This is a genomic window from Streptococcus oralis, assembly GCF_003942585.1.
Classification (GTDB): domain Bacteria; phylum Bacillota; class Bacilli; order Lactobacillales; family Streptococcaceae; genus Streptococcus; species Streptococcus oralis_BE.
In genome coordinates this window covers 288,496-313,141 of sequence record NZ_RJNK01000002.1, presented here as the reverse complement: position 1 = coordinate 313,141, position 24,646 = coordinate 288,496, and the positions used below count along the sequence as shown (strand labels likewise).

Genomic DNA, 24,646 nt, shown 5'->3' with positions numbered 1-24,646 from the left:
GAAATGAAAAAAATTAGCTTACTACTAGCTGGTCTATGTGCTCTGTTTTTAGTGGCTTGTTCCAATCAAAAGCAGGCAGATGGGAAGCTAAATATCGTGACAACCTTTTACCCTGTCTACGAATTTACCAAGCAAGTCGCAGGAGATACTGCTAATGTAGAACTTCTAATCGGTGCTGGTACAGAACCCCATGAGTATGAACCGTCTGCCAAGGCAGTTGCCAAAATCCAAGACGCAGATATCTTTGTCTATGAAAATGAAAATATGGAAACTTGGGTTCCAAAATTGCTAGAATCCTTGGATAAGAAAAAAGTGAAAACCATCGAGGCGACAGGTGATATGCTCCTCTTGCCAGGTGGTGAAGAAGAGGAAGGGCATGATCATGGCGGCGAGGGTCACCATCACGACTACGATCCCCACGTTTGGCTTTCACCAGCACGCGCCATCAAACTAGTAGAGCATATCCGTGACAGCTTATCAGCAGACTATCCTGACAAAAAAGAGACTTTTGAAAAGAATGCGACTGCCTATATCGAAAAATTGCAAGCCTTGGACAAGGCATACACAGATGGCTTGTCTCAAGCCAAACAAAAGAGCTTTGTGACCCAGCACGCTGCCTTTAACTACCTTGCCTTGGACTACGGTCTCAAGCAAGTATCCATCTCAGGTCTCTCACCAGATGCAGAACCATCAGCTGCTCGTTTGGCAGAATTGACAGAGTATATCAAGAAAAACAAGATTTCCTATATCTACTTTGAAGAAAATGCCTCACAAGCCCTCGCAAATACCCTCTCAAAAGAAACAGGTGTCAAACTAGATGTGCTCAATCCGCTGGAAAGTCTGACAGAAGAAGCAACCAAGGCTGGTGAGGACTATATCTCCGTGATGGAGAAAAACCTCAAGGCTCTCAAGCAGACAACAGACCAAGAAGGACCAGAAATTGAGCCAGAGAAGGAAGAAAATACCAAGACAGTTCACAATGGTTACTTTGAGGATGCTGATGTCAAGGACCGCACCTTGAGTGACTATGCTGGCAACTGGCAGTCTGTCTATCCTTTCCTTGAGGATGGAACTTTTGATCAAGTCTTTGACTACAAGGCTAAGTTGACTGGCAAGATGACCAAGGATGAGTACAAGGCCTACTATCGAAAAGGTTATCAGACAGATGTGACTAAGATCAATATCACGGACAATACCATGGAGTTTGTTCAAGATGGCCAAAGCAAGAAATTCACCTACAGGTATGTCGGCAAGAAAATCTTGACTTATAAGAAAGGCAATCGTGGCGTGCGCTTCCTCTTTGAAGCGACCGATGCGGATGCTGGACAGTTCAAGTACGTTCAGTTTAGCGACCACAATATCGCTCCAGTTAAGGCAGAACATTTCCATATCTTCTTTGGAGGCACCAGCCAAGAAGCCCTCTTTGAAGAGATGGATAACTGGCCAACCTACTATCCAGATAACCTATCTGGCCAAGAAATCGCCCAAGAAATGTTGGCGCATTGATGTAAGAAAAAATCCCGCAAATATGCGGGATTTTTTGGTAGAAACCTTTATCTGCTTAGGTTGCGAGACGGTAAACCGCCTCTGCGTAGATGTCCATAGCGCGATAAAGATCGTCTAGGACAGTTGCTTCATTTGCCTGATGTTCAGTTTGTTGTGCTCCTGGGAAAAGAGCGCCAAAGGCTACACAGTTTGGCATGGTGCGGGCAAAGGTAGCACCACCTGATGAGAGAGGAGGAGTTTTATCTCCGGTTTTTTCTTGGTAGACTTGCATAAGGGTAGTGACAAGTTGGCTATCTCTTGCGACATAGAGGGGTGCTAGATAGTCAAATTCTTGGTAGTCAAGTTGATAGTCTTTGGCGCACTGAGTGAGCTGTGCCACCAGTTTCTCCTTATCTGCTAGCACAGGTATGCGTATATCGATCCGAATCTCGGAGCGATCGGGATTGATGGTCAACCCTGCAACGTTAAAGGAAAGGGAACCAGACGGTTCATCAGCGACCTCTCCAAAGATTCCAAGCCCTCTACCATCTTGCCCTGCTTTGTCGGCTAGAAAATGGAGGGTAGGGTGTGGTTGGAGAGGTGCGAGTACACTAGCAAGCCGAATGACTGCATTGACACCTTGACTAGCATCTTTGGCGTGCTTAGGTACCCCGAGTACGGTCACAGTTTGGTCTGAAGTTTGGTAATCATAACCAGCTTCTTTTAAACCTCTACAAACCGCTTCATAAAGAGGACCTTGGTAACTTGCCTTATCTGGTACAACATTAAAGGCACCTCCGACATCGAGCTTGAGAAGATCAGAGCCGGGTCCATGAAGCTTGACTTGAAGGAGCCCCTTTTCAGCGTATGTCAAAGGAAATGATGAATCTGGTGCAAATCCCATGCTGGCTTGCTCTTCGAGGGCGTTGTAGCGTGCCATACATCTCCAAAGAGTTTCTTCATCCGTACCAAAGATAAAACGCACGCGCTTCTTAAATTGGATGCCTTGGTCAAGCAAGCTTTTCACTGCGTAGAGAGCTGCCAGTGAAGGACCTTTATCGTCCTGTGCCCCTCGTCCATAGAGTTTGCCTTCTCTGATAGTTGCTTCAAATGGAGGAGATTGCCAATCTGACAAATCTCCTGCGGGTACAACATCCAAGTGGCAGAGGATGGCAAGGAGTTCTCCCTCACCAACCTCTGCATAGCCATAATAGCCCTTGGAATCAATATAGGTTCGAAAGCCAAGTTCATGGCAGATTTCCAGCGTCTTTTCTAGGACGTCTTGAATAGCTTGTCCAAAAGGTGTCCCATTTTCCCCTTCTTGGAGAACAGATGGGTAGGAGATGAGAGTCTTTAGACTCTGTATAAAGCTCTGTTTAATGGAGTCAGTGATGTAGACGGTCATTCGTTTCACCTCACACTTTGTTCTAAAGGAATGGAAGGAAGGTACCTAGGATAAGAAGAAGTATGCTCACAATGACAATAACGACAATGAGTTTAGTAACAAATTTCCACCAAGTTCCTAGACTGATACGGCCGAGCGCGAGAGCCCCCATAACGATACCAGAAGTTGGAGCGACAAGGTTTAGTACACCAGATGCAGATTGATAGGCAGTGATGATGAGACTAGGTTTTACGTTAACGAACTCACCAAGTGGTGCCATGATTCCCATTGTAGCACTAGCAAGTCCAGATGAAGATGGGATAAGGAATGACATAGGAAGGTAGAAGAGGTAAGTCAAAACGATGAAGACTTGAGAAGAGAGACCTTGAAGTCCGACTTCACCCCAGTGTAGAATAGTTGCAGTAATCATACCGTCGTTCATGATAACTTGGATACCACGAGCCACTGCACAAATCAAGGCTACGGTGAGAAGATCTGCTGCACCAGCCATAAAAGTAGAGATAATCTTGCTTTCCTTGAGACCGTAAACAACACCAATAAGAATACCCATCACAGCAAAGAGCATAGCCCCTTCTGGGAAGTACCAGCTACCGAATGGCAAGGCAGATGAACCGATAACTCCACCGATAACAGGAAGACCAATCAACCAATTCTTGAAGTCTTCAAATAGAGTGATATGCAAGTCTACCCAAGGGATAAAGCTGGCGATCATGATGATGAAAGTCAAGATGAACAAGGCAAGAACATGTTTTTGTTTCTTGTTCAAGACAGATGGAGCATTTTCGTTATCAGTGACATTGAAGTGTTTAAGGTCTTCTTCACGTTGAGAGTAGACAAGTGATTTTGTGGGATCCTTTTGGATCTTTTCTGCATAGCGGTAGACAAAGTAAGTACTGATACCTGTCATAACAAACCAGAAGATGATACGAAGGATAACCCCGTCCATAGATGACACACCTGCGGTATCAGAAGCGATAACAGTAGCAAAAGGATTGAGAGTAGAGGCAAGACAGCCAACTTGAGAACCTAGTAGGATGATGGCAACGGCAGTAATGCTATCAAAACCAACAGCCATCATAACAGGAACAAGGAGTGGATAAAATGCCATGGTTTCTTCACCCATACCATAAGTTGTTCCTCCAAGCGCAAAGAGGGGCATGAGGATGAGGATCAGCATTTTTTCGCGTCCTTTGTATTTCTTAACAATAGAGGCAATACCAACATCGAGTGTGCCTGTCGCATTGACGACACCTAGAAATCCTCCAACCATGAGGATGAAGAAGGCTACGTCAATAGCGGCTTTAGTTGGTTCGTGACCGAGCATCGCCCGGATTGGAGCCATTAGAATATCGTAAATCCCTTGGGGATTAGAGTCAACAGTTTGATAGGTACCTGCAATGAGGCCACCTGCTTCGTTCGTGTCATACTTACCTGCTGGAATGATCCAAGTCAAGATTGCCATGATAGCAATAATAATGATCAAAACAGTGTAAGATGAAGGCATTTGGAACCTTTTTTTTGTTTTTTCACTCATTTGTTTTTCCTCCTAAACTATGCCACAAAGTATAAAAACGAATGATGTTGGTTTACCTGAGTGCTCCTAGTTAGAGCTTGTACTTGGGTTAAAATGGCTAGTCTTTAACAATAATTGTTCCGCTTTCGGACTCGATCAAGGCGCCTAGATTGCTGAGGGAAGTGATAACAGCCTTGCCTTCTGGGTGGTTGGTTACAAAATCGATAGCAGCTTCGACCTTGGGTAGCATGCTACCCGGCGCGAATTGTCCTTGTTTGATGTATTCTTTTAGTTGACTGACGGTAACGTGTTCAAGTTTTTCTTGGTCTGGTTTATTGTAGTTGACATAAACATAGTCTACGCTAGTAAGGACGATAAAGAGATCAGCTTCGACGAGTTCTGCTAGTCGTTGAGACGCAAAGTCTTTATCAATAACGGCTTCGACCCCACGTAAGTAACCGTTTTCATTTTTAACAACAGGGATACCACCTCCACCTGCTGCGATGACAACTTGACCATTATCGAGCAAGGTGCGGATGCTGTTGATTTCTTTAATGTCGATTGGTTTTGGTGAAGCCACTACTTTACGCCAGCCACGACCGGCATCTTCTTTGAAGGTTGCTCCTGTTTTTTCGCTCTCAGCTTTGGCATCTTCTTCTGAGTAGAATGGACCGATTGGTTTGGTGGGATTGATAAAGGCAGGGTCTTCTTTGTCTACTATAACTTGGGTAACAACAGAAGCGACATTTTTATCAAGTCCTACATCGAGCAATGCGTTATCAAGAGCACATTGTAGCCAAAAACCGATACTACCCTCGGTCATGGCAACCAAAGAATCAAGGGGGAAGGCAGGGTTTTTTTCCGAATTTGCCATCAAGTGTTGAAGCAAGAGATTGCCAACCTGAGGACCATTTCCATGAGTGATGATCAGTTCATCTCCGTTTTGAATCAACTTGACCAGATGACGAGCTGTTTCTACCAGAGCAGCTTGTTGAGCTTGGGCAGATGGGTCAGTGGAGAGGATGGCATTTCCGCCTAAAGCAACGACGATTTTTCTATGAGACATGAGCTCTCCTTCCTTTAATATGGTAAACCTGACAGAACTCCAAGAGCTACAGGCAGGTATGATGATAAAATATGAAGTGGAGGTAGCGTCTTTTTAAAAGACAAATTAGTCATTACTACTAATAAAAGGGGTTGAACGCACAGCTGACGTTTATCAGAATGAGACTAGGAAGCAGGAAGATGACAAGAGTAAGATGGCAAATCTGTCAAACGGAATCCTTGCTTTCTTTCGCTAGAACTGATAAGCTATCATAGCTTTCGTCTCAACCCCTGTGTTGTGTATACGAGTAAGTTTTATACTTTAGGAATGTAGAGATTTCCAAGAGTAGCAGCCATAACAGCTTTGATAGTGTGCATACGGTTTTCTGCTTGGTCAAAGTGGCGAGCATACTTGCTGCGGAAGACTTCGTCTGTTACTTCCATTTCTTCTACGCCAAATTTTTCAGCAACATCTTTACCATAGACAGTGTGAGTGTCGTGGAATGCTGGTAAACAGTGGAGAAAGATCAAGTTTTCGTTGTTTGCTTTTTTCACTAAGTCCATATTGACTTGGTAAGGTTTCAAAAGTGCAACGCGTTCTGCGAATTTGTCTTCTTCACCCATAGATACCCAAACGTCTGTGTAAAGTACATCAGCACCTTTGACAGCTTCGTCTGCATTTTCGGTGATGAGGACGTGTGCACCACTTTCTTTAGCAAATCCTTCAGCCAATTCAACGATTTCTTTTTCTGGGAAGAGTTCTTTTGGTGAGAAGATGTGAACGTTAACACCAAGGATAGCACCTGTTACGAGCAAGCTATTGGCAACGTTGTTACGTCCATCACCACAGTATACCAATGTCAAGCCTTCCAAGCGACCGAAGTTTTCTTGAACAGTCAAGTAGTCAGCGAGCATTTGAGTTGGGTGCCATTCGTCAGTTAGACCGTTCCATACTGGAACACCTGAGAATTCTGCCAGTTCTTCAACCATACGTTGGCTGAAGCCGCGGAATTCAATCCCGTCAAACATACGACCCAAAACTTTTGCAGTATCTTCAGTAGATTCTTTTTTACCTAACTGAATGTCATTTGCTCCGAGGTACTCTGGATGAGCACCAAGGTCAATAGCTGCAGTTGTAAAGGCTGCACGTGTACGAGTAGAAGTTTTTTCAAACAAGAGGGCGATATTTTTACCAGCAAGGTAGTGGTGTTGGATATTGCGTTTTTTCAAATCCTTCAAGTGAGCTGAAAGACCGATAAGGTATTCTAACTCTGCGCGAGTAAAGTCTTTTTCTGCTAAGAAGCTGCGTCCTTGGAATACTGAATGTGTCATTCTATTATTTCCTCTTTCTATTTTTTACATTTTTTATTGACAAATACTAAACAGCGATTATACTTCTTCGCGTTCAAATGGCATAGACATACAACGAGGTCCACCACGGCCCCGAACCAATTCACTTCCGCGGATCTTAATCAAGCGAAGCCCGTATTCTTCTAGGATCTTATTGGTAATGGTATTGCGGGCATAAACGACGACTACACCAGGTGCGATGGTCAAAGTGTTGGAACCGTCATTCCATTGTTCACGCGCAGCTGCTACAATATTGCCACCACCGCAACGGATCAAATGAACTTTTTCTACGCCGAGGTTCTTCGCAAGAAGTTCAGCTAAGTCACCTTTTTCTTCAACAATCTTGAGTTTTTCATTTTCATAAGTGACAGAGTACACACGAAGATCGCCTTCGATTTCTGGGTGAATTGTGAATTTGTCATAGTCAACCATGGTGAAGACAGTATCCAAGTGCATGAATTTACGGTTGTTAGCAAATTCAAATGCCAATACTTTCTTGAAGCCAACATTTTTCTTGAAGATGTTCACCAAGAGTTTTTCAATCGAAGCTGCGTCTGTACGTTGAGAAATACCTACTGCGAGAACGTCTTTAGAAAGAACGAGCTCATCTCCACCTTCAATACGAGTATCTTCTTCACGGTTGTAGACCAATTCTACTTTTCCACCATAGATTGGATGGTGTTTGAAAATGTATTTACCATAAAGAGTTTCACGGTTACGAGTATCTGCATACATGTGGTTAAGCGATACGGCATTACCAATAGTTGCAAATGGGTCGCGAGTGAAGTAGAGGTTTGGCATTGGGTCGATTGCAAATGGATAGTCTGACTCAACCAAGTCAGTTAAGCCTTTTGCTTCTTCAGGAATTTCTGGCAATTCAACTTTTTGAACTCCTGCCATAGTTTTTTCAACCAATTCTTGGTTGTCCTTGATACCGTGAAGCAATTCACGAATAGCCGCCTTGGTTTGACGACCACGGATGTTGGCTTCGTCTAAATATTCCTCGATAAATTGATCGCGGATTTCTGGGGAAGTCAATGATTCAGCAGCCAATTGCTCTAGGTAAAGGACCTCAATTCCTTCATCACGAAGAGCTTGAGCAAATGCGTCATGTTCTTTTTGAGCATCTTCCAAGAATGGAATGTCATCAAAAAGAAGCCTTTCGAGATAGTCCGGCAACAAGTTTTCCAACTCTTTGCCTGGACGGTGCAACATAACTTTTTTCAGTTTCCCAATTTCTGAGAATACCTGAATTGGATGTGAAGACATGTGTTTTCCTCCTTAAAAATTTTTAACGGTGGCACCTTTTTGGTACCGCTTACATTTACGTTATATCATATTCTCAGAGGCGTGTCAATAGTAAAAAATGATTAAAAATTCGGACAAAACAAGGTTTTAGTAGTATTTTATGTTATTATACGATGGCAAAAGGAATTAGAGGAAATAAATGTATAAACTTCTACTAAAAAGAATATAATATTTTTTGAAAAAATTATGCTAAATTTCACATTTTAAGAAGAAATGTCCAGATTTTAATTCAGTTCTGACGAGGAATTGAGAGGAGCAGTGATTGAAAGTCGCTTAGAAAATTATATGAAATCTATCTGAAAGCCTTTCTTTCGAATGGCATAAAATGTATATTGTACAAATTATAGAATCTTTTCTGAGTATTTAGGAAGACAGCCTAGTCTTATTGACGGTACCTAGATTTTTTGTTATAGTCAACGAGGCAACAACTAGAAAGAATGGTTTATTCACAAGTTGTGGATAAGTCTGGGGAGAGCAGGACATTCAGCTAATATCCTAGAGGGTTCTTGATAATAGTACCGGCAACTAGTAACTGGCCAGCTTTCTAGTAGAAATCCTAGTGCAGTGGGGATTTGAGCAGAGTTTGCTGAAGGTGATAGGTTCAAAGTCAAAGAGCTGGATTCTGGAGAAATTAGTTTTTAGGCACGTTTTCTTATCCACAAGTTGTGGATAACTTTATGAACAAGAGAAAGAGATACGAGATGATGATGAAAATAAAACCACATGGACCATTACCAAGTCAGGCCCAGCTGGATTATTTAGAGGATGAACTAGCTGCCTTTATCCATTTTGGCCCCAATACCTTTTATGACCAGGAATGGGGAACAGGTCAGGAGGAGCCTGAACGCTTTAACCCGACCAAGTTGGATGCGCGTGAATGGGTTCGAGTGCTCAAAGAAACAGGTTTAAAAAAACTGATTTTGGTGGTCAAGCACCACGATGGCTTTGTCCTCTACCCGACAGCCCACACAGATTATTCGGTCAAGGCTAGCCCTTGGAGGGATGGAAAGGGGGACTTGCTTCTCGAAGTTTCCCAAGCCGCAACTGAGTTTGACATGGATTTGGGAGTGTATTTGTCTCCTTGGGATGCCCACAGTTCCCTCTATCACGTGGACCGAGAAGCGGACTACAATGCCTATTATCTGGCTCAGTTGAAGGAAATCTTATCAAATCCTGTCTATGGCAATGCTGGCAAGTTCGCTGAGGTGTGGATGGATGGTGCTCGAGGAGAGGGCGCTCAAAAGGTCAACTATGAGTTTGAGACTTGGTTTGAAACCATTCGTGAATTGCAGGGAGATTGTTTGATTTTCTCAACTGAGGGAACTAGTATTCGCTGGATTGGAAATGAACGAGGCTATGCAGGGGATCCCTTGTGGCAAAAAGTCAAGCCGGACCAGTTGGGGACAGAGGCGGAATTAGATTATCTACAGCACGGAGACCCCTCAGGTACGCTATTTTCAATCGGTGAGGCAGATGTTTCCCTTCGCCCGGGCTGGTTTTACCATGAGGATCAGGATCCTAAGTCTCTCGAGGAGTTGGCCGAAATCTACTTTCACTCAGTAGGGCGGGGTACACCACTCTTGCTTAATATCCCACCGAACCAAGATGGACTTTTTGACGAAAAGGATATCCAGCGTCTCTATGAATTTGCTGCCTACCGTGATGAGCTCTATAAAGAAGATTTGGCTTTGGGAGCCAAGGTATCTGGTCCGGCTCTATCACCAGACTTTGCCTGTTCTCACCTGACAGATGGACGGAAGACCAGTTCATGGGCAAGTGATGCAGAGTTGCCAGTTCAATTAGAGCTCGATTTAGGGGCACCTAAAACTTTTGATGTGATTGAGTTAAGAGAAGATTTGAAGCTGGGGCAACGCATCGCTGCTTTCCGTGTTCAGGTAGAGTTGGATGGTGTTTGGCAGGAGTTTGGATCCGGCTATACTGTTGGTTACAAACGCCTCTTACGAGGATCAGTCGTTAAGGCGCAGAAGATTCGTGTCATCATTACAGAGGCACAGGCTTTGCCTTTGTTGACCAAGATTTCACTCTATAAAACACCTACCTTGTCGAGAAAAGAAGCTGTTCAGCAACTAGAGTTCTTAGAAAAAAGTCTAGCTGTGGCAAAGGGAGAAAATGTCCACTTTACAGTGAGACGCAGAGAATCTAGCAGTCCTTTGGAAGCTAAGATTTCGATTCAACCAGGGACGGGTGTGCATGGTGTCGCCTATCGGGACGAGATTCAAGTCCTTGCGTTTCAAGTTGGCGAGACTGAAAAAAGGCTAACGCTACCAACCTTGTATTTTGCAGGAGATAAAACCTTGGATTTCTATCTGAACCTAATGGTGGATGGTCATCTTATTGATCAACTCCAAGTCCAAGTTTCATAAAAGAAGAACCTTTGCGCGATGCAAAGGTTCTTTTGGTTATGAGTGATTTGGTAGCCAGCTGAGGGTGAAGGTCAGTTGCTCAGCTTTCAATAGGTCTTGGTGTTGAAGGCTAGATACTGGAGTATTGTCCAATCGGCATTCTTTGACAAAGTTGAAATGGCTGTAGTTTTGCTCGGCATGGATATCTAGCCATTTATTTTCTTTAGCTAGGTAGACACGGAGATGATCAAAGAGGGGGATTCCGAGGTCGTAACTTGGTTTTCCTGGGCAGGTCGGGTAGAATCCAAGAGCTGACCAGATATACCAGGCGGAGAGGCTGCCATTGTCCTCATCGCCAGGGTAGGCTTGCCAGCTTGGTTTGAAGGCCTTCTGACGTAGCGTCTTGATGAGAAGGCTAGTGTATTCAGGATAGTTACTGTAACGGAAGAGATAAGGAATGTGGAAGCTAGGTTGGTTGGAAATAGCGATTTGCCCAAAAGGAGCGGTAGCCATCTCGCTCATTTCATGAATCTCGTAACCATAGCCAGTTGTCTCAAAGAGAGGAGCATCCTGACAGGTTTTCAAAAGGTAGCGGCTAAAGGCTTCTTTTCCACCCATAAGTTGTATTAAACCTGGGATGTCGTGGAGGACGCCTAAAGTCGCTTGAATGGCAGAACATTCGGCATAGTCGCGTCCCCAACTGTAAGGAGAGAAGTCAGGGCGGAAGTTGCCTTGACGATCTCGCGCACGCATATAGCCTGACTTCGTATCAAATAGATGACGGTAATTCTGCGATGCGACCTTATAAGTCTGGGCGATGTCATTTTGACCAAGTTTTTCGGAACAGCTGGCGATACAAAAATCACTATAGGCGTAGTCTAGCGTGTGGCTGACACTTTCGTGGTGGTCGGTAGAGAGGTAGCCTAACTCTTGGTATTGGGTTAGTCCATGGCGACCATTGATGCCAAGAGGGTCGGACTTGGTGGCTGTCTCCAGCATGGCTTGGAGGAGTTCTTCTTCCAAGTCGGGAGCCATATCCTTGCAGGCGCTATCTGCGATAATGCCGTCTAAAAGAGTGCCAGGCATCATGCCACGCTCATCTGGAGCCAGCCATTTTGGCAGGAAACCAGTATCGCGGTAGCTATTGAGGAAACCTTCTAAAAAGCGGTGATAGTGTTCCGATATGATAAGGGCAAAGAGGGGGAAGGTGGTGCGGAAGGTATCCCAGAAACCATTGTTGCTGAAGAGGACGCCAGGTTTGACAGTACCAGTAGACAAATCCATGTGGATGGCCTGCCCTGACTCGTTCAACTCATAAAATGTCTGTGGGAAGAGGAAGAGTCTGTAGAGGCAGTGGTCAAAGAAGGTTCGGTCAGCCTCCCCGGTCTCTATAACATCAAAACGATGGAGGAGGTTTTCCCAGTCTGCTTGGGCATTTGCTTTACAGCTATCAAAGTCCGTCTGAGGTAGATTAAGCAGCGCTTGAGAAGGAGAAATAAAGGAAGTCGCTAGCTGGATTTCCGCATGACCGTCTGCGAGGTCAATTCGCCAGTCTCCGTATTCTTGGTTGACAGCAAGAATCTCCGTATTCATTTGTAGGGCAGTGAAGAGTATCAGCGGATTTTTATTGGTCTCTGTTTTGCCTTCTTGTCTGAGGGACAGAGTCCGCTTATCAACCTGCTCAACTGTTAGGTCATCTGCTGCGTGAAGATAGAGGGAGAGGGCCTTGCCTTGCTTTTGCTTTAAACGAATAGAAGCACCGTAGCAAGTCGGTGTGAGCTGGGTTTCAATCTGATAGCGCAGAGAAAAGAGTTTCAAATGGTGAGGCTGGAAGCAAGCTTTATCTATATCATAAGAAGACTGGCGGTGAAAGAGACTGTCTCCCCCAAGCTTGCCTGTGACGGGTGTTAAGAGCAACCAAGAATAATCACCAATCCAAGGACTAGGCTGATGGGTTAAGCGAATCCCCTGAAAGGTGGGTAGATGCGGATCGAAGAACCAAGCTCCCTCCTGGTCACTGGTCTGGGGCACAAAATAATTCATCCCAAAAGGCACGCCTGTATAAGGCAGGGTATTCCCCCGAGAAAAGGCATGCTTGCTAGCAGTCCCAAAGCGGGTATCAATGGTTTCAAGTAGTGGTTTCATAGTATTTCCTTCAGCTGTTTTTCTACATTATATCAGAAAAATGAGGTCTTTAGATATGGGGGGCGAAAGTAAGCAATTTTGTAGAAAAATGACTATCATTTGTGTATGTATTTTCTTTCTCAAAAACTATATACTGAACATGAAACTTGTTTGAAAGAGGAAATTGCACGATGATTTATTCGAAAGAAATTGTTAGAGAGTGGCTGGACGAAGTAGCGGAGCGGGCTAAGGACCATCCGGAGTGGGTGGATGTCTTCGAGCGTTGCTATACAGACACCTTGGACAATACGGTTGAAATCTTAGAAGATGGCTCAACTTTTGTCTTGACTGGGGATATTCCTGCCATGTGGCTTCGGGATTCGACAGCCCAACTCAGACCCTACCTTCATGTGGCTAAAAGAGATCCTCTCTTGCGTCAGACCATTGCAGGTTTGGTCAAGCGTCAGATGACCTTGGTGCTCAAGGATCCTTATGCTAACTCCTTTAACATTGAGGAGAATTGGAAGGGGCACCATGAGACTGATCACACAGACCTTAATGGTTGGATTTGGGAACGCAAGTATGAGGTGGACTCACTTTGCTATCCTTTGCAACTGGCTTATCTCCTTTGGAAAGAGACTGGAGAGACTAGTCAGTTTGATGAGACTTTTGTCAAAGCGACCAAGGAAATTCTTCATCTGTGGACGGTGGAACAAGACCACCAGAACTCTCCTTATCGTTTTGTCCGTGATACGGACCGCAAGGAAGACACCTTAGTAAATGATGGCTTTGGACCTGCCTTTGCAGTGACAGGTATGACCTGGTCAGCTTTTCGTCCGAGTGATGACTGCTGCCAGTATAGCTATTTGATTCCGTCCAATATGTTTGCCGTAGTTGTCTTGGGCTATGTGCAAAAAATCTTTGCAGAACTGGATCTAGCTGATAGCCAAAACATCGTGGCAGATGCTAAACGCCTGCAAGCTGAAATCCAAGAAGGCATCGAAAATTACGCCCACACAACTAACAGCAAGGGTGAAAAGATTTACGCCTTTGAAGTGGATGGCCTAGGAAATGCTAGCATCATGGATGATCCAAACGTACCAAGTTTGTTGGCGGCGCCTTATCTGGGCTATTGCGACATTGAAGACGAAGTGTATCAAGCAACTCGTCGCACCATTCTAAGCCCTGAAAATCCATATTTCTACCAAGGAGAATATGCTAGTGGTCTCGGAAGTTCTCATACCTTTTATCGCTATATTTGGCCGATTGCCCTCTCTATCCAAGGATTGACAACAAGAGATAAGGCAGAGAAGAAATTCTTGCTCGATCAGCTGGTTGCCTGCGATGGTGGGACAGGTGTTATGCACGAAAGCTTCCACGTGGATGACCCAACGCTTTACTCACGTGAATGGTTCTCTTGGGCCAACATGATGTTCTGTGAGTTAGTTTTGGATTACCTGGATATCCGCTAGTCAGTTCTTTAGTTAGATAGAAATAAAAATTTAAGTTAGAATGAGGTTTTACTCATGGAAAATGTTGTTGTACATATCATCTCTCACAGTCACTGGGACCGTGAGTGGTATCTGCCTTTTGAAAGCCATCGGATGCAGCTGGTGGAATTGTTTGACAATCTTTTTGATCTCTTTGAAAATGACCCTGAGTTCAAGAGTTTCCACTTGGATGGACAAACTATTGTCCTGGATGACTACTTGGAGATTCGCCCTGAAAATCGCGACAAAGTCCAACGTTACATTGACGAAGGCAAACTCAAAATTGGTCCCTTTTACATTTTGCAGGATGACTACTTGATTTCAAGTGAAGCCAACGTCCGCAATACCTTGATTGGTCAAGCAGAATGTGCAAAATGGGGCAGATCCACTCAGATTGGTTACTTCCCAGATACCTTTGGAAATATGGGACAAGCTCCCCAAATCCTACAAAAATCAGGTATTCACGTGGCGGCCTTTGGTCGTGGTGTCAAGCCGATTGGATTTGACAACCAAGTCCTCGAAGATGAGCAGTTCACTTCCCAGTTTTCAGAAATGTACTGGCAGGGTGCGGACGGAAGTCGTGTCCTCGGTATCCTCTTTGCCAACTGGTATAGTAATGGGAATGAAATCCCTGTTGATAAGGATGAGGCCCTGGCCTTCTGGAAACAAAAATTGTCAGACGTGCGTGACTACGCTTCGACCAACCAATGGTTGATGATGAACGGATGTGACCACCAGCCTGTACAGCGAAATCTGAGTGAGGCCATTCGTGTGGCAAATGAACTCTTCCCAGATGTGACCTTTGTGCATAGTTCCTTTGATGACTATGTCCATGCAGTAGAAAGTGCTTTGCCAGAGCAACTATCTACGGTTACGGGTGAGTTGACGAGTCAAGAAACAGACGGTTGGTACACACTTGCCAACACTTCTTCATCCCGCATTTACCTCAAACAAGCCTTCCAAGAAAATAGCAACCTCCTAGAACAAGTGGTGGAACCATTGACCGTCATCACTGGCGGCCACAACCACAAGGACCAGTTGACCTATGCTTGGAAAGTCCTTCTACAAAATGCGCCACATGACAGTATCTGTGGCTGTAGCGTGGACGAGGTTCACCGTGAGATGGAAACGCGTTTTGCCAAGGTCAACCAAGTCGGAAACTTTGTTAAGACCAATCTTCTCAACGAGTGGAAGGGCAAAATTGCAACTCACGAAGCCCAAAGCGATCATCTCTTTACGGTCATCAACACAGGCTTGCATGACAAGGTTGACACTGTCAGCACAGTGATTGATGTGGCGGTTTGTGATTTCAAAGAATTGCACCCAACAGAAGGCTACAAGAAAATGGCAGCCTTGACCTTGCCAAACTACCGTGTCGAAGACTTGGAAGGGCATGCTGTAGAAGCGAAAATCGAAGATCTGGGAGCTAATTTTGAGTATGATTTACCAAAAGACAAGTTCCGCCAGGCTCGTATCGCTCGACAAGTGCGCGTGACAGTGCCTGTTCACCTGGCACCACTTTCTTGGACAACCTTCCAATTGCTTGAAGGAGAGCAAGAACACCGTGATGGTATTTACCAAAATGGAGTAATTGATACGCCATTTGTAACGGTCAGTGTGGATGAAAATATCACAGTTTATGACAAGACAACTCATGAAGCGTATGAGGATGTTCTTCGCTTTGAAGACCGTGGTGACATCGGAAATGAGTATATCTACTTCCAACCAAAAGGAACAGAGCCTATCTACGCCGAGCTGAAAGGTTATGAGGTCTTGGAAAATACAGCTCGTTTTGCCAAGATTTTGCTCAAGCATGAATTGACAATTCCAGTAAGTGCAGACGAAAAATTGGATGCAGAACAAAGAGGCATCATCGAGTTTATGACGCGTGAAGCTGGGCGCTCAGAAGAATTGACAAGTATTCTTCTTGAAACAGAGATGACCGTCTTTGTTGACAATCCACAGATTCGCTTCAAGACTCGCTTTACTAACACCGCCAAAGACCACCGTATCCGTCTCTTGGTCAAGACTCATAATACGCGTCCAAGCAATGATTCTGAGAGCATCTATGAGGTGGTGACACGACCAAATAAACCAGCGGCTTCATGGGAAAATCCTGAAAATCCTCAACACCAACAAGCCTTTGTCAGCCTTTATGATGATGAAAAAGGAGTGACGGTGGCTAATAAAGGACTGCACGAGTATGAAATCCTTGGCGATGATACCATTGCAGTGACCATTCTTCGTGCCTCAGGTGAGCTAGGTGACTGGGGTTACTTCCCAACGCCAGAGGCTCAGTGCTTGCGTGAGTTTGAAGTCGAGTTTGTGCTTGAATGCCACCAAGCACAAGAACGCTTCTCAGCCTTCCGTCGTGCCAAAGCCTTCCAAACACCATTTACCAGTCTTCAGCTTGCTAAACAAGAAGGAAGTGTGGCAGCGACAGGTAGCCTCTTGAGCCATGCAGCGCTCAGCTTACCACAAGTCTGCCCGACAGCCTTTAAAGTTGCGGAAAATGAAGAAGGATATGTACTCCGTTACTACAATATGAGCCAAGAAAATGTGCGTATATCAGAACACCAACAAACCATTCTTGACTTACTTGAACGACCATATCCAGTTCATTCAGGACTATTGGCTCCACAAGAAATTCGCACAGAATTGATTAAAAAAGAAGAAATTTAATAGTTTTAAAGTGTTCTATAACTAATACTATGAGATAGAAGGGAGGGACGAAAGAGTAAGGATTGACTACTGATTCGCCCCTTTTTTGGTGAAAATATGACGATTGCAACCATTGATATTGGAGGAACTGGGATTAAGTTTGCCAGTCTGACTCCTGATGGAAAGATTTTAGATAAGACCAGCACCCCAACTCCAGAAACTCTAGAAGATTTATTGGCTTGGTTGGACCAACGCTTGGCAGAACAGGATTACAGTGGGATCGCTATGAGTGTTCCAGGAGCGGTCAATCAAGAAACAGGTGTGATTGAGGGAATCAGTGCCGTACCTTACATCCATGGCTTTTCTTGGTATGAGGCTCTTGCTCATCATCAGCTACCTGTCCATCTAGAAAATGATGCCAACTGTGTTGGACTGAGTGAATTGCTGGCTCATCCAGAGATTGAAAATGCAGCCTGTGTCGTGATTGGGACTGGAATCGGCGGAGCTATGATTATCAATGGCAAACTTCACCGTGGTCGCCACGGCTTGGGTGGTGAGTTTGGCTATATGACAACCATTGAACCAGCTGAAAAGCTTAACAACTGGTCGCAACTAGCGTCAACTGGAAACATGGTTCGCTATGTAATTGAAAAATCTGGTCAGACTGACTGGGATGGTCGCAAGATTTACCAAGAAGCTGCAGTCGGAAATGCCCTTTGTCAAGAAGCCATTGAGCGCATGAACCGTAATCTGGCTCAAGGCTTGCTCAATATCCAGTATCTCATCGACCCAGATATCATTAGTCTGGGAGGCTCTATCAGTCAAAATCCAGACTTCATCCAAGGAGTCAAACAAGCTGTCGATGAATTTGTCGAAACCTACGAAGAATACACGGTCGCACCAGTTATCCAAGCTTGCACCTATCATGCAGATGCCAATCTCTATGGTGCCCTTGTCAACTGGCTACAGGAGGAAAATCAGTGGTAAGATTTACAGGACTTAGTCCCAAACAAACTCAGGCAATCGACTTGCTGACAAAGCATATCTCTTTACCAGATGTGGAAGTTGCAGTCGCTCAGTCTGATCAAGCCTCTATCTCTATCAAGGGTGAGGATGGACATTATCAACTAACCTATCGCAAACCCCATCAACTTTACCGTGCCTTGTCCTTGTTGACAACAGCTCTAGCAGAAGGTGATAAGGTAGAGATTGAAGAACAAGCTGCTTACGAAGAGTTGGCCTACATGGCAGACTGTTCGCGTAATGCAGTTTTGAATGTCGCTTCTGCCAAGCAGATGATTGAGGTCTTGGCTCTCATGGGCTACTCAACATTTGAACTTTACATGGAAGACACCTATCAGATTGAGGGGCAGCCTTATTTTGGTTACTTCCGTGGAGCTTATTCGGCTGAGGAGTTGCAGGAAATAGAAGCCTACGCCCAGCAGTTTGACATGACCTTTGTGCCTTGCATCCAGACCTTGGCCCACTTGTCAGCCTTTGTCAAATGGGGTGTCAAAGAAGTGCAGGAACTCCGTGATGTAGAAGATATTCTCCTCATTGGCGAAGAAAAAGTTTATGATTTGATTGATGGGATGTTTGCCACTCTGTCTAAATTGCAGACATGCAAGGTCAATATCGGGATGGACGAAGCTCACTTGGTTGGTTTGGGGCGCTACCTCATTTTGAACGGTGTTGTGGACCGTAGTCTCCTCATGTGTCAACACTTGGAGCGCGTGCTGGATATCGCAGACAAGTATGGTTTCCACTGCCAAATGTGGAGCGATATGTTCTTCAAACTCATGTCAGCAGATGGCCAGTACGATCGCGATGTGGAAATTCCTGAGGAAACTCGTGTCTACCTAGACCGTCTCAAAGATCGTGTAACCTTGGTTTATTGGGATTATTACCAAGATAGCGAAGAAAAGTACAATCGTAATTTCCGTAATCACCACAAGATTAGCCAAGATATCGCCTTTGCAGGTGGTGCTTGGAAGTGGATTGGTTTCACACCCAACAACCATTTCAGCCGTCTCATCGCTATGGAGGCCAATAAAGCCTGTCGTGCCAATCAGATAAAAGAAGTCATTGTGACGGGTTGGGGAGATAATGGTGGTGAAACTGCCCAATTTTCTATCCTACCAAGCTTGCAAATCTGGGCAGAACTCAGCTACCGTGATAACCTAGACCGTTTGTCTGCACACTTCAAGACCACTACAGGTCTATCAGTTGAGGAATTTATGCAGATTGACCTTGCCAACCTCTTGCCAGATCTACCAGACAATCTCAGTGGCATCAATCCCAATCGCTATGTCTTTTATCAGGATGTGCTCTGCCCAATTCTTGACAAGCACATGACACCTGAACAGGACAAGCCCCACTTTGCGCATGCTGCGGAGACTCTTTCTGAAATCAAAGGAAAAGCAGGCATCTACGCCTATCTCTTTGAAACTCAGGCTCAGTTGAATGCTATTTTAAGTAGCAAAGTGGATGTTGGACGACGCATCCGTGAAACTTATAAAGCCGGTGACAAAGTCAGCTTGCAAGAAATCGCCAGAGAAGAATTACCAAAACTCAGAAGCCAAATCGAACACTTCCATGCCCTCTTTAGCCACCAATGGCTGAAAGAAAACAAGGTATTTGGTTTGGATACGGTCGATATCCGTATGGGTGGACTCTTGCAACGCATCAAGCGAGCTGAAAATCGCATCGAGACTTATCTGGCAGGTCAGATTGACCGCATTGAAGAATTAGAAGTCGAAATCCTTCCATTTAACGATTTTTATGGAGACAAGGATTTCGCAGCAACTACAGCTAACCAGTGGCACACTATTGCGACCGCATCGACGATTTATACAACCTAGAAATTTATCACAGATAGTTAAACATCTCCTTTTAAATACATGGAGATGTTTTTTTGATTTGGAGATAGGGAAGGAGTATAATGAAGGTATAAGGATAGTTTGGAGGTTTGAACATGAAAAAGCTACTACTAGTTCTAGGTGCGAGTGTGCTAGTCTTATCTGCCTGCCATAAATCGACAGAGGATAGAGCACCTAGTCCGTCAATATCAAGGGAGCAACAAACCAAGGAGACAATCAACTATTTTCACTATTTAGCAGATTCCTATCAAAAGGCTCTTTCGCACGAAAAAGAATCCAAGGATACAACTGTTCAGTCACCCATGGCTGCTACGGTTGCAGCTATGGAAGAACTCGAGTTATCTAATCCGACTGACCAAGCCTTGATTATGAAGAACTACTCGGATTTTCAGAAGCTAATTCAATACAATACTGAAAAGTGGGAGGAAGAGTTTGCAAGCTGGGCTTCTTCTATGGGGCAGTCCTATCATAGACTAGAGCATACAAACTTTGATGAAAAAAATGAACTAATCAAAAAATTAGAAGCTACAACAGTCTCTCAGAAAAGTGTCAAATGGAATGTTTTTGGAGTATCGAGTGACAATGCTTATGACTACTTGATTTTAGATGCTTACTATGACAAGCAGAACAAACATTTCTACTTGTTTACACTGAAGGATGGGCAAGCACAGGTCTTGCATACAGATAAGACGCTAGAAACTATCAGTACTGCAAACTTTGAAGAGACTGAAAATACAGATTTAGCGCAACGTTTTAAGGAGTTTCTTTCCAAAACTAGTGTAACTATAGAGGATAAGCCGGTTGTAGACAATAGGTCTCTAAGAGACAAGATAAAAAAAGCCATGGAATCCTACTCGGATAGTAAAGGTGAAGTATTCAAGTCAACCAATTTGGCCACTTATGGTAATTACTATGGGCTTGCAGTGCCAGACCAGATAATGCAATTTGGACAAGTAGATGGGGTGAATTATACTTTTAAATGGCATGGCTATATTGCAGGTTCAGGTTCTAGGCGGTTCGATATCCTAGCTTGCTATGTGAATGAAGCAGGGACAGAGGTGATTCTCTTTGGTTACAAGGATGGTAATCCTGCTCTTTTACACACAGAAGGACAGCCAGAGATTGAGAAAAATGAATCAGGTGCTATCATAAATGCCCAGGTTCATTTTGTCGAGTTTCATCACCCAATATTGGAACAAGTTTTCAATTAGTGAAGAGGAAATATACTTATCGCATGCAAAGCGTTTCTCGTGAAACATCCTTCTTATATAAAAAACTTCTCCACATAAAATAATTTGTGGAGTTTTTTCTATAATTAGTAGTTTAACCTGACCTTCAAATAGGAGTATACTAATAATGTAATCGTTATCAAACCTAAAAATTCGATGAAATCAGTTTTTAGGAATAAAATGGGAGGAAATTATGAAAAAGTTTTCAAAGACCTTGAGAGATAACTGGATTTTTCTCTTGATGGTTTTACCAGGGGCACTTTGGTTGATTCTATTCTTCTATATCCCAGTATTTGGAAATGTGGTCGCCTTCAAAGACTACCATATGAGTGGTGAAGGATTTATCCACAGTATTATGAATAGTAAGTGGGTTGGTTTCGATAACTTTAAGTTCTTGTTTAGTTCTAAAGATGCTTTTATTATCACTCGTAATACCGTTCTTTACAACCTTGGATTTATCTTTATCGGTTTGATTGTGTCAGTGGGTATTGCCATCATCCTCAGTGAGCTTCGTTCTAAGAGAATGGTTAAAATCTTCCAAACATCTATGTTATTCCCTTACTTCTTGTCATGGGTTATCATCAGTTTCTTTACAGATGCTTTCCTAAACATCGACAAAGGGGTTATCAACCGTTTCTTGGAAACCATTGGTGTGAAGGGGATCAACTTCTATGCTGACTTGGGTATTTGGCCATATCTCCTCCTTTTCCTAGGTATCTGGAAAGGCTTTGGATATAGCAGTGTCATGTACTATGCGACTATCATGGGGATTGACCCAACCTACTACGAAGCAGCAACAGTGGACGGGGCTAGCAAGTGGCAACGGATTCGCAACGTAACGATTCCACAGTTGACACCGCTTATAACCGTTTTGACCATCCTTGCAGTCGGAAACATTTTCCGCGCAGACTTCGGTCTTTTCTACCAAATCCCTCACAATGCTGGTCAGCTCTACAATGTAACCAACGTACTAGACGTCTATGTCTATAATGGTTTGACTCAGACAGCAGATATTGGTATGGCATCAGCAGCTGGTCTTTATCAGTCAGTTGTCGGATTGATTCTCGTTATCTTCTCAAATATACTTGCAAGACGAGTCGATCCAAATTCAGCACTATTCTAGAAAGGAGGAAAGCATGGCAGAAAAAATTAAAAAAGCAAAAATTGATAATGTCGGCATTCACTCCTTTAGTAAGAAGGCAGACATCTTCTTCAGTATTATTTCTGGATTGATTGCTCTCTCTTGTATCTTGCCCTTTATCTTTGTCATCATGATTTCCATCACAGATGAAAAGAGCATCCTTCAACATGGATATAGCTTTTTCCCATCACAGTTTGGATTAGATGGCTTCGAGTTTTTGGCTCAGTTTAAAGATAAGATATTACAAGCGCTCTTTATCTCAGTGTTTGTAACAGTGGTCGGAACCTTGACAAATGTCTTTATCACAACAACTTATGCCTACGCCATTTCACGGACAACCTTTAAGTACCGCAGATTCTTTACGATTTTCGTCTTACTTAGTATGTTGTTCAATGCCGGTTTGGTTCCAGGCTATATCGTGGTAACTCGTTTGCTTCAACTGGGTGACACAGTTTGGGCCTTGATTGTTCCAATGCTTCTCTCACCATTTAACATCATCTTGATGCGTTCCTTCTTCAAGAAGACCATTCCAGAAGCCATTCTCGAATCTGCTCGTATCGATGGTGCTAGTGAAGCCCGGATCTTCTTCCAAATCTGTTTACCATTGTCGCTCCCAGGTATCGCAACCATCACGCTGTTGACAGCTCTTGGTTTCTGGAACGACTGGTTCAACGCCCTTCTTTACATCAAGAGTGACAACTTGTATCCATTGCAGTATTTGCTCATGCAAATCCAGCAAAATATGGACTACATTGCTAAAGCAGTCGGCCTTTCTGGTCAACTGGGTGTTGCCCTTCCTAAAGAAACAGGACGTATGGCCATGGTTGTGGTTGCAACTCTTCCGATTGCCATTCTGTATCCATTCTTCCAACGCTACTTTGTAAAAGGTTTGACCATCGGTGGTGTGAAAGAATAGGACTTACTGAGAAACACCGTTTCTCACTTCCCAACTTCATCTTAGTAGCTGAAGTAAAAATCATTAAATTGTTTATAAGTTTAAAAATAAAAAAAGGAGTTTTTATCATGAAAAACTGGAAAAAATATGCTTTTGCATCTGCTAGCGTAGTAGCTTTGGCTGCAAGTCTTGCTGCTTGTGGAAACCTTTCAGGTAACAACAAAAAAGCTGCTGACTCAGCTTCAGGTGACAAACCTGTTCTTAAAATGTACCAAATCGGTGACAAGCCAGACAACTTGGATGAATTGCTAGAAAATGCAAACAAAATCATCGAAGAAAAAGTTGGTGCTAAATTGGATATCCAATACCTTGGATGGGGTGACTACGGTAAGAAAATGTCAGTTATCACATCATCAGGTGAAAACTACGATATCGCTTTTGCAGATAACTACATCGTAAACGCGCAAAAAGGTGCTTATGCTGACTTGACAGAATTGTACAAGAAAGAGGGAGCAGAGCTTTATAAAGCACTTGACCCAGCTTATATCAAAGGAAACACTGTAAACGGCAAGATCTACGCTGTTCCAGTTGCGGCTAACGTTGCATCTTCACAAAACTTTGCCTTCAACGGAACTCTTCTTGCTAAATACGGTATCGACATTTCAGGTGTAAATTCATACGAAACACTTGAACCAGTCTTGAAACAAATCAAAGAAAAAGCTCCAGATGTAGTACCATTTGCAGTTACTAAGAACTTCATCCCTTCTGAAAACTTTGACTACCCAGTAGCAAACGGACTTCCATTCGTTATCGACCTTGAAGGGGATACTACTAAGATCGTAAACCGTTACGACGTTCCTCGTTTCAAAGAACACTTGAAGACTCTTCACAAATTCTATGAAGCAGGATACATTCCAAAAGACGTAGCAACAAGCGACACTTCATTTGACCTTCAACAAGACACTTGGTTCGTTCGTGAAGAAACAGTAGGACCAGCTGACTACGGTAACAGCTTGCTCTCACGTGTTGCTAACAAAGACATCCAAATCAAACCATTCACTAACTTCATCAAGAAAAACCAAACAACTCAAGTTGCTAACTTTGTTATCTCAAACAACTCTAAGAACAAAGAAAAATCAATGGAAGTGTTGAACCTCTTGAACACGAACCCTGAACTCTTGAACGGACTTGTTTACGGTCCAGAAGGCAAGAACTGGGAGAAAATTGAAGGTAAAGAAAACCGTGTTCGTGTCCTTGAAGGATACAAAGGAAACACTCACATGGGTGGATGGAACACTGGTAACAACTGGATCCTTTACATCAACGAAAACGTTACAGACCAACAAATCGAAGATTCTAAGAAACAATTGGCAGAAGCTAAAGAATCTCCAGCGCTTGGATTCATCTTTAACACTGATAGCGTAAAATCTGAAATCTCTGCAATCACTAACACAATGCAACAATTCGATACAGCTATCAACACTGGTACTGTAGACCCAGATAAAGCGATTCCAGAATTGATGGAAAAATTGAAATCTGAAGGTGCATACCAAAAAGTATTGGATGAAATGCAAAAACAATACGACGAATTCTTGAAAAGCAAAAAATCATAAGACAAACTGATTTCGTGTATTCATTCCTAATTCCTAAAAATGTGATCACTGCCTTCCTTAGTTCTCTAGGGGAGGTAGTGATTTTTAGGATGTAAAAATGAAAAGAGTAGTTCTAAGAGTTTTGGCGATGTGATACACATACATCT

At 43.6% G+C, this 24,646-nt stretch carries 16 protein-coding genes; 10 read left to right on the top strand and 6 right to left on the bottom strand.

The features are described from left to right. Positions 1-3 precede the first annotated feature (3 nt). Positions 4-1,506, top strand: coding sequence for a zinc ABC transporter substrate-binding protein AdcA (locus D8862_RS05115; RefSeq protein WP_125449041.1), 1,503 nt, complete (start codon positions 4-6; stop codon positions 1,504-1,506). A gap of 55 nt (positions 1,507-1,561) precedes the next feature. Here the strand turns inward: D8862_RS05115 and D8862_RS05110 are convergent, their stop codons facing one another. From D8862_RS05110 to arcA, 5 genes are all read right to left on the bottom strand, one after another. Further along, positions 1,562-2,890 carry a dipeptidase gene (locus D8862_RS05110; protein WP_125449039.1) on the bottom strand — a complete coding sequence of 443 codons (1,329 nt, stop codon included), beginning with the start codon at positions 2,888-2,890 and terminating at the stop codon, positions 1,562-1,564. Positions 2,891-2,912: 22 nt separating this feature from the next. Beyond that, complete coding sequence (locus tag D8862_RS05105; RefSeq protein WP_125449037.1) at positions 2,913-4,424, bottom strand: YfcC family protein; 1,512 nt, start codon at positions 4,422-4,424, stop codon at positions 2,913-2,915. 97 nt (positions 4,425-4,521) lie between these two features. Beyond that, complete coding sequence (arcC, locus tag D8862_RS05100) at positions 4,522-5,469, bottom strand: carbamate kinase (RefSeq protein ID WP_125449035.1); 948 nt, start codon at positions 5,467-5,469, stop codon at positions 4,522-4,524. A 293-nt stretch (positions 5,470-5,762) separates the two neighbouring features. Next, the gene (gene argF / locus D8862_RS05095) at positions 5,763-6,779 is read right to left on the bottom strand and encodes an ornithine carbamoyltransferase (RefSeq protein WP_125449033.1); all 1,017 of its coding nucleotides are present in this window, start codon (positions 6,777-6,779) and stop codon (positions 5,763-5,765) included. A gap of 57 nt (positions 6,780-6,836) precedes the next feature. Further along, positions 6,837-8,066, bottom strand: a complete 1,230-nt coding sequence (gene arcA / locus D8862_RS05090) for an arginine deiminase (protein ID WP_000094626.1) — start codon at positions 8,064-8,066, stop codon at positions 6,837-6,839. Between the two features lie 743 nt (positions 8,067-8,809). Between arcA and D8862_RS05085 the strand changes: the two genes are divergently transcribed. After that, the gene (locus D8862_RS05085) at positions 8,810-10,489 is read left to right on the top strand and encodes an alpha-L-fucosidase (RefSeq protein ID WP_185760840.1); all 1,680 of its coding nucleotides are present in this window, start codon (positions 8,810-8,812) and stop codon (positions 10,487-10,489) included. A gap of 36 nt (positions 10,490-10,525) precedes the next feature. Here D8862_RS05085 and D8862_RS05080 read toward each other — a convergent pair whose 3' ends face one another. Continuing rightward, a complete protein-coding gene (locus D8862_RS05080; RefSeq protein WP_125449029.1) occupies positions 10,526-12,613 on the bottom strand; it encodes a GH92 family glycosyl hydrolase in 2,088 nt (695 codons plus the stop codon). A gap of 170 nt (positions 12,614-12,783) precedes the next feature. Between D8862_RS05080 and D8862_RS05075 the strand changes: the two genes are divergently transcribed. The 8 genes from D8862_RS05075 (at position 12,784) to D8862_RS05040 (ending at position 24,500) form a co-directional block, all read left to right on the top strand. Further along, a complete protein-coding gene (locus tag D8862_RS05075) occupies positions 12,784-14,064 on the top strand; it encodes a glycoside hydrolase family 125 protein (protein ID WP_125449027.1) in 1,281 nt (426 codons plus the stop codon). A gap of 54 nt (positions 14,065-14,118) precedes the next feature. Next, complete coding sequence (locus tag D8862_RS05070; RefSeq protein WP_125449025.1) at positions 14,119-16,764, top strand: alpha-mannosidase; 2,646 nt, start codon at positions 14,119-14,121, stop codon at positions 16,762-16,764. Between the two features lie 96 nt (positions 16,765-16,860). Then, the gene (locus D8862_RS05065) at positions 16,861-17,730 is read left to right on the top strand and encodes an ROK family protein (RefSeq protein WP_125449023.1); all 870 of its coding nucleotides are present in this window, start codon (positions 16,861-16,863) and stop codon (positions 17,728-17,730) included. Further along, the gene (locus tag D8862_RS05060) at positions 17,724-19,604 is read left to right on the top strand and encodes a beta-N-acetylhexosaminidase (RefSeq protein WP_125449021.1); all 1,881 of its coding nucleotides are present in this window, start codon (positions 17,724-17,726) and stop codon (positions 19,602-19,604) included. Before D8862_RS05065 ends, D8862_RS05060 begins: the two co-directional genes overlap by 7 nt. Positions 19,605-19,717: 113 nt before the next feature. Beyond that, a complete protein-coding gene (locus tag D8862_RS05055; protein ID WP_125449019.1) occupies positions 19,718-20,833 on the top strand; it encodes a DUF4767 domain-containing protein in 1,116 nt (371 codons plus the stop codon). Positions 20,834-21,044: 211 nt separating this feature from the next. After that, positions 21,045-21,974 (top strand): ABC transporter permease, encoded by a 930-nt coding sequence (locus D8862_RS05050; protein ID WP_000714573.1) that lies wholly within the window; start codon positions 21,045-21,047, stop codon positions 21,972-21,974. A 13-nt stretch (positions 21,975-21,987) separates the two neighbouring features. Then, the gene (locus D8862_RS05045; RefSeq protein ID WP_000818290.1) at positions 21,988-22,908 is read left to right on the top strand and encodes a carbohydrate ABC transporter permease; all 921 of its coding nucleotides are present in this window, start codon (positions 21,988-21,990) and stop codon (positions 22,906-22,908) included. Positions 22,909-23,015: 107 nt separating this feature from the next. After that, positions 23,016-24,500, top strand: a complete 1,485-nt coding sequence (locus D8862_RS05040; protein WP_125449017.1) for an ABC transporter substrate-binding protein — start codon at positions 23,016-23,018, stop codon at positions 24,498-24,500. Positions 24,501-24,646: the final 146 nt, after the last annotated feature.

Excerpts from the sequence above, each read along its gene's own strand:
- D8862_RS05080 (WP_125449029.1), bottom strand. The coding sequence starts at position 12,613 with ATGAAACCACTACTTGAAACCATTGATACCCGCTTTGGGACTGCTAGC.
- D8862_RS05105 (WP_125449037.1), bottom strand. The coding sequence starts at position 4,424 with ATGAGTGAAAAAACAAAAAAAAGGTTCCAAATGCCTTCATCTTACACT.
- arcA (WP_000094626.1), bottom strand. The coding sequence starts at position 8,066 with ATGTCTTCACATCCAATTCAGGTATTCTCAGAAATTGGGAAACTGAAA.
- argF (WP_125449033.1), bottom strand. The coding sequence starts at position 6,779 with ATGACACATTCAGTATTCCAAGGACGCAGCTTCTTAGCAGAAAAAGAC.
- arcC (WP_125449035.1), bottom strand. The coding sequence starts at position 5,469 with ATGTCTCATAGAAAAATCGTCGTTGCTTTAGGCGGAAATGCCATCCTC.
- D8862_RS05110 (WP_125449039.1), bottom strand. The coding sequence starts at position 2,890 with ATGACCGTCTACATCACTGACTCCATTAAACAGAGCTTTATACAGAGT.
- D8862_RS05070 (WP_125449025.1), top strand. The coding sequence starts at position 14,119 with ATGGAAAATGTTGTTGTACATATCATCTCTCACAGTCACTGGGACCGT.
- D8862_RS05075 (WP_125449027.1), top strand. The coding sequence starts at position 12,784 with ATGATTTATTCGAAAGAAATTGTTAGAGAGTGGCTGGACGAAGTAGCG.
- D8862_RS05085 (WP_185760840.1), top strand. The coding sequence starts at position 8,810 with ATGATGAAAATAAAACCACATGGACCATTACCAAGTCAGGCCCAGCTG.
- D8862_RS05115 (WP_125449041.1), top strand. The coding sequence starts at position 4 with ATGAAAAAAATTAGCTTACTACTAGCTGGTCTATGTGCTCTGTTTTTA.
- D8862_RS05045 (WP_000818290.1), top strand. The coding sequence starts at position 21,988 with ATGGCAGAAAAAATTAAAAAAGCAAAAATTGATAATGTCGGCATTCAC.
- D8862_RS05040 (WP_125449017.1), top strand. The coding sequence starts at position 23,016 with ATGAAAAACTGGAAAAAATATGCTTTTGCATCTGCTAGCGTAGTAGCT.
- D8862_RS05065 (WP_125449023.1), top strand. The coding sequence starts at position 16,861 with ATGACGATTGCAACCATTGATATTGGAGGAACTGGGATTAAGTTTGCC.
- D8862_RS05055 (WP_125449019.1), top strand. The coding sequence starts at position 19,718 with ATGAAAAAGCTACTACTAGTTCTAGGTGCGAGTGTGCTAGTCTTATCT.
- D8862_RS05050 (WP_000714573.1), top strand. The coding sequence starts at position 21,045 with ATGAAAAAGTTTTCAAAGACCTTGAGAGATAACTGGATTTTTCTCTTG.